The 12,895-nt window shown below is 67.2% G+C and carries 14 protein-coding genes and 1 pseudogene; 7 read left to right on the forward strand and 8 right to left on the reverse strand.

Annotated features, from left to right (window positions below):
* The first annotated feature begins 26 nt into the window (after positions 1–26).
* Positions 27–659 (forward strand): TetR/AcrR family transcriptional regulator, encoded by a 633-nt coding sequence (locus H4W30_RS15275; protein WP_192743415.1) that lies wholly within the window; start codon positions 27–29, stop codon positions 657–659.
* 104 nt (positions 660–763) lie between these two features.
* Positions 764–2,125, forward strand: a complete 1,362-nt coding sequence (locus tag H4W30_RS15280) for a M20/M25/M40 family metallo-hydrolase (RefSeq protein WP_192743416.1) — start codon at positions 764–766, stop codon at positions 2,123–2,125.
* A 46-nt stretch (positions 2,126–2,171) separates the two neighbouring features.
* Here H4W30_RS15280 and H4W30_RS15285 read toward each other — a convergent pair whose 3' ends face one another.
* The 4 genes and pseudogenes from H4W30_RS15285 to H4W30_RS15305 form a co-directional block, all read right to left on the reverse strand.
* Positions 2,172–3,233: an ankyrin repeat domain-containing protein gene (locus H4W30_RS15285; protein WP_192743417.1), complete on the reverse strand. Its 1,062-nt coding sequence runs from the start codon at positions 3,231–3,233 to the stop codon at positions 2,172–2,174.
* 11 nt (positions 3,234–3,244) lie between these two features.
* Complete coding sequence (locus tag H4W30_RS15290) at positions 3,245–3,604, reverse strand: hypothetical protein (RefSeq protein ID WP_192743418.1); 360 nt, start codon at positions 3,602–3,604, stop codon at positions 3,245–3,247.
* A pseudogene (locus H4W30_RS43705) lies at positions 3,601–5,506 on the reverse strand (DUF6357 family protein). Before H4W30_RS43705 ends, H4W30_RS15290 begins: the two are co-directional and overlap by 4 nt.
* Positions 5,503–6,030, reverse strand: coding sequence for a hypothetical protein (locus H4W30_RS15305; protein ID WP_192743421.1), 528 nt, complete (start codon positions 6,028–6,030; stop codon positions 5,503–5,505). The pseudogene H4W30_RS43705 and the gene H4W30_RS15305 overlap by 4 nt, the downstream one beginning before the upstream one ends.
* Positions 6,031–6,072: 42 nt before the next feature.
* Here H4W30_RS15305 and H4W30_RS15310 point away from each other — a divergent pair, with 42 nt between their 5' ends.
* Positions 6,073–6,441, forward strand: coding sequence for a hypothetical protein (locus H4W30_RS15310; RefSeq protein ID WP_192743422.1), 369 nt, complete (start codon positions 6,073–6,075; stop codon positions 6,439–6,441).
* On the opposite strand, the gene H4W30_RS15315 is transcribed toward H4W30_RS15310, so the two are convergent.
* The 3 genes from H4W30_RS15315 to H4W30_RS15325 are packed head-to-tail and all read right to left on the reverse strand — an operon-like array spanning position 6,442 to position 7,385.
* Positions 6,442–6,822, reverse strand: coding sequence for a type II toxin-antitoxin system death-on-curing family toxin (locus tag H4W30_RS15315; RefSeq protein ID WP_192743423.1), 381 nt, complete (start codon positions 6,820–6,822; stop codon positions 6,442–6,444).
* Positions 6,819–7,022, reverse strand: coding sequence for a ribbon-helix-helix protein, CopG family (locus tag H4W30_RS15320; RefSeq protein WP_192743424.1), 204 nt, complete (start codon positions 7,020–7,022; stop codon positions 6,819–6,821). Before H4W30_RS15320 ends, H4W30_RS15315 begins: the two co-directional genes overlap by 4 nt.
* Positions 7,023–7,061: 39 nt before the next feature.
* Positions 7,062–7,385, reverse strand: coding sequence for a hypothetical protein (locus H4W30_RS15325; RefSeq protein WP_192743425.1), 324 nt, complete (start codon positions 7,383–7,385; stop codon positions 7,062–7,064).
* Positions 7,386–7,492: 107 nt separating this feature from the next.
* On the opposite strand from H4W30_RS15325, the gene H4W30_RS15330 reads away from it, so the two are divergent.
* The 4 genes from H4W30_RS15330 (at position 7,493) to H4W30_RS15345 (ending at position 11,032) form a co-directional block, all read left to right on the forward strand.
* Positions 7,493–8,053: a DUF4303 domain-containing protein gene (locus H4W30_RS15330; protein ID WP_192743426.1), complete on the forward strand. Its 561-nt coding sequence runs from the start codon at positions 7,493–7,495 to the stop codon at positions 8,051–8,053.
* Positions 8,054–8,348: 295 nt separating this feature from the next.
* Entirely contained in the window at positions 8,349–8,666 is a 318-nt protein-coding gene (locus H4W30_RS15335; protein WP_192743427.1) for a hypothetical protein, read from the forward strand.
* The gene (locus H4W30_RS15340) at positions 8,666–10,402 is read left to right on the forward strand and encodes an alpha/beta hydrolase (protein ID WP_192743428.1); all 1,737 of its coding nucleotides are present in this window, start codon (positions 8,666–8,668) and stop codon (positions 10,400–10,402) included. Before H4W30_RS15335 ends, H4W30_RS15340 begins: the two co-directional genes overlap by 1 nt.
* Before the next feature lie 15 nt (positions 10,403–10,417).
* Positions 10,418–11,032, forward strand: a complete 615-nt coding sequence (locus tag H4W30_RS15345) for an LppA family lipoprotein (protein WP_192743429.1) — start codon at positions 10,418–10,420, stop codon at positions 11,030–11,032.
* Positions 11,033–11,096: 64 nt separating this feature from the next.
* Here H4W30_RS15345 and H4W30_RS15350 read toward each other — a convergent pair whose 3' ends face one another.
* The gene (locus H4W30_RS15350; RefSeq protein ID WP_192743430.1) at positions 11,097–12,707 is read right to left on the reverse strand and encodes a restriction endonuclease; all 1,611 of its coding nucleotides are present in this window, start codon (positions 12,705–12,707) and stop codon (positions 11,097–11,099) included.
* Between the last annotated feature and the right edge of the window lie 188 nt (positions 12,708–12,895).

The raw sequence follows: 12,895 nt of genomic DNA on the forward strand, positions 1-12,895 counted from the left end.
TCCGGCCGTCCCGGTACGCTGAGGACATGAGCGGAACTGGTACGGCCCGAGGCCGGATCGACAAGCGGCAAGCGATCCTCGACGCGGCTTTCACCGTTTTCGCGCGAGAGGGATACGCGCAGGCGGGCGTGGACGTGATCGCGGCCGAAGCGGGCGTCGCCAAAGCCACCGTGTACAGCCATTACGGCGACAAGGAGAGCCTGTTTCGCGAGACGGTCTCCGCGTCGGCGGATCGGGCGCTTGCCGAGAACCTCGCCGTGGTCGAGCGGCTCACCGGCGCGGGCGAGGATCTCCGGGCCACGCTGGAAACCGTCGGCTCGAAACTGCTCGAGTGCTACTGCGCCGACCGCTCATGGGCGCTGCGACGGCTGCTCGCGGCCGAGACGGGCCAGTTCCCCGACCTGCTCGACGTCATCCACACGCGCGCGGCGGACCGCGTGGCCGAAGCACTGGCCGACCGGCTCGCCCGCCTGACCGTCTCCGGGCACCTTCGGACCGCGGACCCGCTCTTGGCCGCGGATCAGTTCTTCGCGCTGCTGTCCGGTCCGGCCGACAAGCGGGCGAGGCTCGGCACCCGCCGCACTCCCGACGCCGAACTTCGCGCCATCGCCGAGGCCGCCGTCGACACCTTCCTGAAGGCCTTCGGCGCCCAGGGCTGAGGAAACGTCACGGAAAGGAAAAAGGGGACGATCGGAGGTTGCTCTCCGGGCCTCGTGACTCTTAGCTACTCGAACGAGTTTCTTCGAGAAGTGAGGGGTGTTCCATGGCAGGTCTGCGCAGACGTGAGGTGCTCGCGGGCGCGGTGGCACTGGCGGGCGCGGCGACGATCGGGCTGAACCCCGGCACCGCCGCCGCGGCGACGCAGCAACGTCCGGGCGCGCAGTTCCCGCCGTCGCTGGAATTCGGCGACTACCCCGTGGTCGCGCGGGTGCGGTCGCGGCGGGCGCTGGAGCACCTGCGGGTGCTCAGCGACAAGATCGGTCCCCGGATCGCCGGCACCGAAGGCGAACTGCGAGCGAGGGACTACATCGCGAAGGTGCTTCGGGACCTCCGCTACCAGGTCACGCTGCAGCCGTTCCCGATCGCCGACAAGTTCCTCGGCACCCTGTCGATCGGGCGCGACAGCTGGCAGACCGGCTCGTCGCCGCAGGGCTTGCAGGACGTCACGCGCGAGGCCGTCGTCGTCGACGCCGGTGACGGCAGCACGCTGCCCGACGACCTGACCGGCAAGATCGTGCTGATCGCCGCCGTGACCAACAAGGCCGACGCGTACCTGACGGCCGCGCAGCGCGGAGCGGACGCCGTGCTGCTCGGCCGGATCGGCGCCGACCCGGCCCGCAAGCTGTCGGCGTTCTCCCCGACGCTGGCCGCCCCGGTCACGATCCCGGTGCTCGGCCTGGCCCAGGTGCAGGTGGAGCGCCTGCGCGAACGGCTTGCCAAGGGCTCGGTCACGGTGAAGGCGACGGCCACCCACCACAAGAACCTGACGTCGTACAACGTCATCGCCGAACGGCCCGCCACGTTCCCCGGCAAGGACGACGGCGTGGTCATGGTGACCGCGCACTACGACAGCGTCCCCGGCTCCCCCGGCGCCAACGACGACGGCAGCGGCACCGTGCTGTGCCTGGAACTGGCGCGCGTCCTGCGCCACCTGCCGACGAACAAGACGCTGCGGTTCGCGCTGTGGGGCTCGGAGGAGTACGGGCTGATCGGTTCGCGGCACTATGTCAAGAACCTGTCCGACCCGGAAGCGAAGCGGATCGCGGGCTGCTTCCAGAACGACATGGTCGCCACCAGCTGGGACCCGGCGGTGACCTACTGGCTGCTTTCGGTCGACGGCGCCGACAACGCCACGACCGCGGCCGTCAACGCCGCCGCCAAGCGGCTCGGCTACGACCCTCAGGTCAAGGGCCCGGTGGCGCGCGGTTCGAGCGACCACGTGCCGTTCTTCGAGCGCGGGATCGCGTCGGGCAACTTCAGCTGGCGCGGCGAAACCGGTCCGGCGCTGCTGGAGCCGACGTACCACACGCCGGAAGACACCATCAAGGACAACGTCTCCCTCGAGCGGCTTCAGGTTTCGCTGGAGCTGATCGGTGCGGCGGCGTACAACCTGCTGCGGAAGTGAGCCTCGCCGGGTGTCCTCGATGCTCATCGAGGACACCCGGCGGTCCTCAGCGTGAGTAGTCCACCGCTTCCAAGGCGATCGGGGCCGGATTCCTCACGACCCAGGCGACGGCGAGTTCGCTCAAGCGATCGAGCTGTTCGTCCCCGCCGCGGCCCGACCTGACCTGCTTGGCGATCTCCTTGGCCTCGACGAGTTCTTCCTCGCCGAGAGGCTCGCCCTGCGCCAGGAAACCCGGGAACGCGTCGGCCATCGCACGATAATCGCGGTCCCAGTTCGCCCCGCCGTTCCGGAACATCTCGTCGGAGATCCGGCCGGTGACGCGGACGACCTCGCACTGCACTGTCTCGCCCGCACCTCTCGACGGCACGAGGAACTCCCAAAGCGCCTTGTACCGCTCCTGCCAGGTTCCGTCGGGAACGACGATCGGCGAAACCCCGTCGTGCTTCGACCGCCGCGCTACGGGCTCGACCTCGAAGATCCGGTACAGCTCGCTGAGCGCGGCGTCGGTCTCTTCGAGGAGGTCGCGGTTGAAGGTCTCGCGGTGGAACTCGAACCCACTGCCGATCCGCTCGACCTTCCGGCGCATCTCGGGCGTGATGCTCGCCCCGCGTTCGAGCAGCAGCTTCGCGATCTCGGCGGACTCCCGGAGATAGGCGTTCTCCGTACTGATCAGGCAGCACATCAGCAAGGTGTTGCCGCGCCTGTCGAGCACCTCGGTCGAGGCCCCGTGCTCGATCAGCACTCGCGCCGCCTCGACCCTCAGCCTGCCCACGGCGGCCCCAAGCGGTGTTTGCCCGTAGGTGTCGGCCGCATCGACGTCCGCGCCGAGCGAGAGCAGCAAGGGAATCTGCTTCGGAGCACCGCGGGAAGCCCGCGCGTGAAGCGGTGTCCTGCCGTAGCTGTCCGGGGTGTCGACGGCGAGCCCCTGCCCGGTCAGCCAGACGATGAGCTCGTCCGGGCACGCCGGGAAGCCGATGGCGGTGCCCTTGGAATAGCCGCCCCGCGCGTCGAGCTCGCACTTGCCGAAGACGGCTTTGAGTTCCTCCACCGAGGCCGAGGTCAGCATCTCCTCGAAGTCCTTGGGAAGGGTCTTCCGCTTCCGTGCCATCGTGCTTCTCCTCAGTCGAACTTCGGGCGCAGCTGTTCGCGCATCCGCCGGAAGTTCTTCGGCTTCACGGCCCAGCGTTCCTCGTCGGTGTCCTCGAAGGTGACCTCGTGCTTCCCGGCCGTCCGGTCGTACTGCACGAGGATCTTCACCGGCAGCCTCTCACCGGGCCGGTAGTGGCCGCCCAGGTACGTGTCCACCGCGGCTTCGATGCTCGACCACTTGCAGGCCACGGGCGTGACACCTTCGGGCGAGTACGCGTACCCGTGCGCGCTGCGAAACCCTTCGCCGAACTCCAGGATCATCGCCAGCGATTCCCAGCCGTCCACCGGCCCCATGGCGTCGACCAGCGACGTGACGAGCTCGGCGGTCATGACCAGCGCCCGAGTTCGGCGTCGATCCGCGGATCCGTGCGGACCCACACCTCACCGTCGGCGGCTCCCGGCGGAGTGTCCACCCGCTCGAGCCCGAGCGTCCGGACCAACCCCAGGAGCTCGTCCCGATCCTCGCCCGCGTCCTCGACGGAGTAGCTGTCGAACAGGACGTAGTGCACGTCCCAGCGATCGTTGTACCCGGAGTCGGCCCAGATCTTGCAGAAGCGATCCACCGTCTCCCGGTCGAACGGCGCGGCCTGCTCCTGTTCCCCCGCGGCGGCGAAACCTCTCGCGATGTCCTCGGCCCTCCACCACGCGACGGCTTCGGCGACCACGGCCGGGGTGAACGCCTCCGGCGCGAGGAAGCCATCCAGAAGCCAGCCCGCTCCGGTGTCCTCGATGCCCAGCCGAGTTTCCTGCAGATGCGACACCAGCCCGTCCGCCATGGCGCAGGGGCCGGAGAAGGTGAAGACGCCTGTCGCGGCCACGAGGGTGCCGCCGCCGGGACGCGAGACTTCGAGCGTCGTGTCCGCTTCGGTCATCAGCGCGAGCAGGTCTGCCGGCACGCCGTCGTAGAGCGCCGCCTGCGCCTGCGGGTCTTCGTAGAAGTTCAGCGGGCTGGTGTGGTCGAACGTCACCACGAGACCGCGCCCCTCGGCGGTGAACCAGGCGTTGACGGCGTCAACTCCGCCGTTGCCGAAACCGAAGTGCGTAACCCCGTCGGCCGTCGCCGGCTCGCGCCCGTCGATGCGGGTCAGGACCTCCAGCCGACGGCGCAGCTCGCGGGGGTGGGTCCGCCGGAGCAGCGACTCGTCGAACTCGGAGCGGAGGCGGGCCCGCTCGAAGCTTGGGACGTCGGGCCACCAGGTGCCCATGCCGTCGAGTGCGCTGAAACCGCGCCGGGCGAAGTTGGCCACCTGGGTCCAGTAGTCACCACGGTTGGTGACGAGGCGGTATTCGACCCGCGAGTCCTGCGCCCCCTTGATCCGGCAGATGGTGCCGGTGTCGTACCTGAACAACAGCGCTTCTTCGCTCTCCTCGTCCTCGACGCGGAACGACGCGTTGTCGTCGGCACGGTGCAGGTCGGCGAACTCCTGGAACGCGTCGGCCGCGGACCGAGCGTCGCCCGGGACCCACGTTTGCTCGTTGCCCTTGGCGTCACGGAAAGTCAGTGGTCTCATCGTCATCCTTGCTTTCTGGCCTTGTCGGCGGCTTCGGAGCAGATCAAGAAGCTCACCGTGCGCACCGCGTCGCCGGTCGCCGCCAGTCACGCTGATTCACGGCGTGCTCACCTCGTCGCCGGTCGCGGGCGATCCGTATCCCGGCGCTCGCCTCCTCCGCGGTGGCGATCACCCGCTGAACCTCGGGCAGCAGAGCGGGGTCGACGGCGCCCGGGGCCCGGAGGTACTTGAGAAGCGCCTTGTCGAGCGGGGCAAGCCTGGCGCGCCGACGGTTCGTGTCGTACTCGTGGACGAGCGACCAATCGGACCACGCGCTCGCCGAGCGTAACGCCTCGAAAAGCTGCCCACGTTCGAGCAGCTCGACGTCCGCGCCTTGAGCGACAAGCCGACGTTCGTCCCAGCGGATGCCCCGGAACAACGACTCGACGTCGGAAGGCGCGCCGAAGAGGATCGGGTCCAGCAGCGCGACCGCCGCCGGTTCGTCGAGCGGACCCCGGATCCCGGCAGCCTCGCACAGCGGCAGGATCGCGCTCCACAGCAGCAGATGTCGCGTCAGGTCGTCGCGGATCACCCCCAGGTGGGCCTCCGAGACCGGGAAGTCGAGACTGCGAGGGTCGTGGTTGGCGTTGGCTCCGGCGTCGAGTTCGAGCCTGAACTCACCGTCCGCGCGGATCACTCGCGGCATCCAGGGGTTCTCGCGGACGAAGAGGACCTCGGTCATGACGCCCAGCCGCGGGCGACCTGGCCGAGGGCGTCGACGATGCCGCGGGACACGACCTCCAGCTGGCTGCGGCTGCCGATGATCGGCCGAGGGTACGGCGGATTCGGATCGGGCTCACCCTGGGAACGGCGGATGGCCAGGGCCAGCGCGTGCAGCATCTCGGGCTCACCCTGCCGCTCGCCGTCCGCGAGCACCGCCAGGCGGCACTCCTGGGAGTTGAGTCCCCGTCCGAGCCGCACCGCCAGGCCACACACGGTCGGCCCTTCGGCGACCTCCACGGTGAACGACCGACGGCCTGTCGAGCCTCGTGAGACCTTGGCGCCGGCCGCGCGATACGCCCGCATGAATTCACCCACGGTGAGTGCGGCGAACCCACCGCTCGCAGTCAGCAGAGAGTCGTCCTCGTAGGTACCCGTCGCCTCAGCCGCCCAGTCGCGCTTGGCGTCGCACCAGCGGTACCAGTCCTCCGCGAAGCCCGTGCACGCCAGGACACGGGCGAGCGGTGAGAGGGCGGGGCTCGTCATGCGGTTCATCCTCGGTCCGTGGCGGCGTGCTCGAATGGCCGCATGAAGAAGACGAAACGCGGGCCACTGCGGTTCCTCGTGATCGCCCGCACGGCACCCGGGCGTCACCCACACCCGATGGAGGTGGCCGTGCACCCGGCAGGCGCCGCTTCCCGCGTTTCGATCTCGCTGGGCCCGCATCCGGTGAACGCGGGTGGGCAGGTCGCCCTCTCGGCGGTGCTCGACGAGTCCCGGACCGGACTCGGCCCGTACTGGGCGGAGCAGTTCGACGAGGCGGATCTGCACTGGGTGGTGCCGTATCTGGTCCGTCTCCAGTCCGGGGAGGACACGACGGACGAGATCGTGGCGGCCTACACGGCGCGGCACGGCAAGGCACCGGCGACGATGTTCCAGGAACGCTACGGCGTGTGATCAGCCGACTTCGGGGCGAGCCCACGCCGCGAGGCGCTGGGCCCCTTCCTCGTAGGCGACAGCCCCGGTCGCCGTCGCGATCACGAGCTCGTACGCGTCGTCCTCCGGCGCTTCCAGGTCGACACCGTTGAGGCCGTAGAAAACGAAGACCGCCATCCAGCCCAGCCGCTTGTTGCCGTCGATGAGCGGGTGGTTACGGACGATCGATTCCAGCAGGACCGCCGCTTTCTCATGCAGACTCGGATAAGCGTCCTGCCCCATCAGCGACGACTGCGGCCGATGCGCCGCCGCGCCGAGCAGGCCCAGATCCCGGATTCGGGAAACACCCAGGTCGGCCGCGAGTGTGAGCAGGTCGTCCAGGGACAGGTACTCGATCTTCACTGCGCCAGGCGATCGAGCAACGACGCGTAGCGCGCCCGCCCGTCGCGCGACAGGGCACGCACTCGATCGTCACGGACGGACCGGGCCGCGGCGTCGGTGATCGCGCGCACGATCGCTTCGTGCTTGCTCACCCCGTTGGCCTCGGCGAGCAAGGCCAAAGCGCGCTCCTGCTCTTCGTTCAGCCTCAACGTCATCGCCATGAGCTCATGATACCACTTCGGTATCATGATCAAGTCCGCTCAGGCGTCGGGCTTCCAGGAGCGTGCGCGAAGAGCCTCGAAGTCGCCGTCGATGAACTCCTTGGCGATCGCGAGCGCCTCGTCGCGGTCGGCATAGTCAAGAGTGCCAACGACTTCTCCACCGCGTTCCGCCTGCTGGAAACAGACAGAGCGGCCGGTGAACTCGACGAACCAGTCGTCGCTGTCGTTGATGTCGACGACGACGTGCTCGGCATCGTCGTCGTTGAGCGCGTCGAGCAGGGCGGCGAAGGCCTCGACGGAGATGCCCTCTTCGATCTGGACACCCCAACGATCGATGAACCAGACGTCACGATCAGCACCCATGCCCTTGCCTCCGTGGGGAATCCAGCTCCGCCGCGGCCCTCCCAGCGGTGAGGCCGATCCTATGTCGGCCCCCGCACCACCCGAGGAGCGAACGGCGACAATGGGGCATGGATCTTGAACTCCGCGCGTGGGCACGCGATTGGTCCGATCGACTCAGATCGGCGCTCGAGCAGGCCATCGCGGCGGTCGCAGGACAGCTGCCGCCGGACGACGTGGCAGGCGTCGGCATCGCGACCGACGCCGACGCCACGTCGATCGTCGCCTTCGCGCACTCGCGGCGACATCTCGACGAGATGATCGCCGAGGACCCGGAGTTCGCCATCGACGCGAGATGGCACCTCGGCGAATGGGACATGGACATCCGCGGCGCCGAGGGGATCGACGACCCGCTGGAGCCGGTCCGCGCCGAGGCGGAACGGGTGAAACGACGCTGCACCGATTCGGACCTTCGCGAGTTCCGGAGGACGGTGTGGGACTCGATCTCACAGGCGTTGACGGCCTCGGTCGCCGCCGGGTTCTTCGAGCAGTGGCCGAACGCGGTGCGGGCCTTCCTGCCGCTCGACGCCGACGTCTCGGAAGCCGACATCGCGCGGTGGAACGCCGCGCTGAACGGTCAGGCCGAAACCGCGGAGTTCCGGGAATTCCTGCAGGTCGACATCAGACGTTGAAGCGGAACTCCACCACGTCACCACACTGTGCAACATGCAGCTCCCGCAGATGACTGATCACCAAGAGTTAGGCCAACGGCGACGGCTGATCGATTCAAGGCGCACGCGGAGCCTTGCCGCAGCGTCGCGGCCAGGCAGCAGCTCACCGAGTGCCCCAGGGCCCGCGCATAAGTAGAGCTACTTACCTGACCTTGAGTAGCCCTCCCCGACCTGGGCGGATGTGGTTCACAGGTAACCGACTGTTGTCGTAGGGTCACGGGGACAGCACACGCGTCACCTTGGGAGGGTGTGGCAGATGGCTGAGTATGAAGCTGTACTTGGAGAAATCGACGAAGCGAGCAAGGCCGCCGGAAGGTTGGTCGATGACGCCCGCGGACTCGACACCGCCGGCGTCGTTCCGGAAGGCGACGCCGGACTTCCGGGCACTCGTTCGGCAGGCAAACTGGCCGCGTTGAAGTCCGCCTGGTCGGGTAAGGGCCGGCGCTGGGCCGGAGCCTGGGAAGCATACTCCGGCGACTTGGGCAAGGCCGCGGCGAACTACCGCGCCAATGAGGCGGCCGCTCAGCAAGATCTGCATGCCACGGTGGCTCACGGCGGGCCGAAGGCCAGCTGATGGTGTCCTGGGGAGACCTTCGACGCTGGAATCCGAGCGTCCTTTCCGACATGGCGGCCGCACTTAACGGCAAGTACCTGCAGCTGCTTGCGTGCTCCGAAGACTTCGAGGACGCCGCGATGCCGAGCGGCTGGTCAGGTACCGCGGCCATCGCGGCGGCCGGAGCATCGAAGCGCTTAATCGAAGAAGGCAAGGAGTGGGCGGCCGAGATCGCGGCGATCCGCCGAGCCAGTGGCGACGTGGCGGATGCGGCCACCGGTGTTCTGGCCGGCTTCAAGGAAGCCGAGGGCCTGGCCAAGGCGCACAACTTCTCGATTGGGGACGACGGCGCCATCACCGACCATGGCCTGCCGCCGGACATTCCAGAAGAGCAACGCGAAGACGTCGAGCGCGAGCGCAAGGCCGTGGCCTCGGAACTAGGCGAACGTGTGAAGCAGACGCTGCTCTCGGCCGAGGACGTCGACAACGACTTCTGCGCCGTGCTCGACCCGGCGATCAACGGGCACACCATCGACGCCAGTGGCGAGGGCACCAGCTTGGCCGCGGCCGGAAACGCCGGCGAGGCACTCGGCTCCTTATCCATCCCTTCCCCGCCCGCCGTCGACGCGGGCCCGGCGGCCAACGCCGCCTGGTGGGACTCCCTCTCAAAGCAGCAGCAAGAGCGCCTGATCAAGGATCACCCGGGGTTGGTCGGCAACCGGGACGGTGTGGCGGTGTGGGCCAGGAGCAAGGCGAACATCGCGCTCCTGGCAGACGAGAGGCAGAAGCTGCTCGATGAGCGCACCGAGCTCATGCGGCACGCGCCCGCAGACTTGAGCCGGGATGTCCCGAGTGTGCACAAGTATCAGGAACAGCTCGCCAAGCTCGACGAACGGCTTGCGGCTCTGAACAAGGTCGAAGGCATCATGGTGGGGCCGGACGGTAAGCCGCTGCCGAACCGGCAGCTCATGTCGCTCGACGTGACCGGCGACAAGGTGAAGGCCGCGGTGGCCAACGGCGATGTCGACACGGCGAAGCACGTCGCCGTCTTCACGCCGGGTATGAACTCCGCGGTTGAGACGAACCTCGATGGCTACGTGAATGACATGCAGAGCGTGCGCGAGAGCGCCAACCGCATGGTGGGCGACCTCAGCGGCAAGTCGGTCGCGACGGTGACCTGGCTCGGCTACGAACCGCCCGCGACCGACAAACTCGGCGACTACGCCGACGTCATCAGCGGTGGCGCGGCACAAGACGGCGCCGAAAAGCTGGCCCGCTTCGACCAAGGGATCAACATGTCCCGACCGGATGACCCGCACCTCACTGCGCTTGGCCACTCCTACGGCTCGCTGACCACCGGCATTGCCCTGCAGAGCGACACCGGCGTCGACGACGCTGTGTTCTTCGGCTCGCCCGGCATCTCCGACCAGCCCTATGGAGACGGCATCGGCGGCCGCTCGATCGACCGGCTGCACGTTCCCGAAGGCCACGCCTACACGCTCGAGGCGGACGGTGACCCGGTGGCCGACGTCGGCAACATCACGCACGGGCGGTTCGGCGAAGACCCCGGCAGCATGGAGGGCATGAAGCAACTGGCGACTCACGGAGCGACATCGCTACTCGACGGCCGGCCGCTGGCGGCTTCTTCAGGGCACAGCGAGTACACGCTGACCACGCCGGATGGCACCGACAGCACCAGCAAGTACAACATGGCGGCGATCGTTGCCGGCCGCCCCGATCTGACTATCTCGAAGTAAGCTCAGGTGAAACTCATGAAGCACGCTGCTCGAACCATCAGCTGGATTGCCGGGACGGCGGTCGCTGTCCTGCTCACCAGCACGGCGTGCGACAGCAGCCCGGACTACCTCGACAACGACCACAGCAAGGACGGCATGTCGGCCCAGCAGCAGTTCACCGAACTTCTCAAGCGGCCGGACGCCAAGCAGGCCCAGGCGAAGTACGACCAAGCGCTCACCGACCTGCGCGCCAGGCTCACGGAAGCCACTGGCTTCTCCGCGTGGCAACAGGGCACCGTGGCCGAGATATCGCCCGGCTGCAACGCTTTCCGCGCGGTCGATGTCCACGATGTGTACACCGCCTACACCACGTGGGGCCTGCCGGACGTCATTCCTGAAGCCAGCTGGGCGAATACGACGCAGGCACTCACCGAAGCCGCAGGCAGGCACGGCTTCACGAAGAAGGGCTTCGAGGTGAACCAACCCCAGTTCCGCGAGTTCCACCTGCTTGATGACTTCGGAGCGGATCTGACGCTTTCAACCTCAACCGGCACCACGGCCGGCACCAGCACCATGCTCACGCTGAAGACTGGGTGTCACCTGTCGGCCGAGGCGCACACGCGGGGTACGCCTCGGCCCAGCGGAAGTTAGCGTTGACTCTGGAACAGAGGCCGGCGGTGTACGGCCGCCTCGAAGAACACTGGGAATTCGATCGTCATCGCCGGTTCTTCGGTGGCTCCTTCGCGCCAACGATGACGTCTCTGTCGAGGAACTCCTTGATCAGGTGCTTCAGCTCCGGGCCTTCGATCAGCCGAAGACGCTCGTTTCGATGCGCGAAATCGTGACCTGCCTTGCCGAAGTAGGAGGTGGTGACCAGGATGCCGGTGCCAGCCTTCTTGTCCTCCATCGTGCCCCAGAGCGCTCGTACCGCTTCGACAGGAACGCTCTTGAAGTAGCGCTTGGCCTGAATGACTGCGAGCCCACCCATGACCGGATCTGGGTTGACGGCGATTGCATCGAGGCCGTCGTCCCGGGACGCCTGGGTCACCCACGACTTCATGCCCATTGCTTCGAACAGCTCACGAACCAGGTGCTCGAACTCGTTCGGCGTCTGCTCCACCAAGACCGTCCGGGAGTCCAACCCGGCGGCGACGGAGTGAGCATCGACGAGGCGGAATCGCGTCAGGTCAGGGTCGAAGATCGGCTTGATGGGTTCGACGTCGTACGGGTGCGGCGACATAAGAGCGTTGAGGTGTCGCAAACAGTCCCGCGGTTCAAGCTTGTCCAGCACGAGCTCGTCAAACTTGTCCCTAGTCGCCGACACGGTGAGCAGGCAAGGTCGAATAGCCTTACCCGTCGCCCGGTCAGTGGTCGAAAGGTGGCAGTTCACCGTAACTTCGCTGACTTGCTGCGCCGACGTGGCAGTGAATGTGTCTCGCAGTGCGAGCAACGCGAGCTGGGCGATCAGATCGGCGTACCGCTGCCGGACCTCGGCGGGCTTTCGCGGCGTCGACTCGATCACGTCTCGGACCTTGACGTATCGGAACGCGACTTCAGTTGGTATGACGTCCGTATTCGGCATTTCGCGGACGATCAAGACCTGCCGACTGTCCTTCCGGTAGCCGACCTCCACTTCGCGGGGAACTCCATCTGGCAGAGGTGCCGCCTCCAGTGCGAGTCGAAGGCACCGTTCGACGGTCTCCCGGTCGCCTTGGCGGAACGCCTGCCGTAGCGCATCGATCTCCACGTTGTGCTGATCGACATGTCGCTTCCGCTCGCCCTCGCGCTGGGCGTGTTGCTGACGGAGTTGCTCCAGCTGGGCAGCACGATGTGCTTCCCGCTGCAGGTGAGCAGCTTGCTCCTGTTCAAACCGCAATCGAGCTTGCTGGACAGCTTGGTTGTAGCGTGCATCGCCGCCGAAGACTCGCGACAAAAAGCCAGGCTCGGGTGGAGCGAAACTTTCCCATCGCGGCGGTTGCTCAGCATTGGCCAGGTTTCCAGGTGACCAAGCACTGGCCGCGAAGTCGAGACGCATCATGCGAAAATCGAGCGGCGCTTGCCGTTTCAGACCTGTGATCAAGACAGTTGCAAGCGTTTCAGCGCGGGCGGCGGTCGCATTTGCAAGTTCATCGGCGTCCGCAGTTCGCTCAGCCAAATACTGAACTTTGCGATCGCGCTCGGCCAGGGCATCAGCACGTTTGGCCTCCCGCTCCTGACGCTCAGCTTCCCGCCTTTGTTGCGCGATGAACCGTTCTTGGGCCTTCTGCGCTTGCAAAGCCTCTCGGCGCTGGCGCTCGCGTCGTTGCTGTCCCTTGCTCTGCGCCATTGCTCAGTCCGCCTCCACCTCGTAGGCCGCCACAGTCGGTGCGGTGGTTCGAGAGCGGTACCGGCCCCCTACCCCAGGTCGACTTTAGGTGGCCTCCTGTGGCCCTTCACCACGATCACTCGTACGTCGCAGACCTGTTAGCCCAACCGCGCCAACCCGCGGGAGGACGTAACTATGAGTGCTTGCCA

It is taken from the genome of Amycolatopsis roodepoortensis (assembly GCF_014873915.1).
GTDB lineage: Bacteria > Actinomycetota > Actinomycetes > Mycobacteriales > Pseudonocardiaceae > Amycolatopsis > Amycolatopsis roodepoortensis.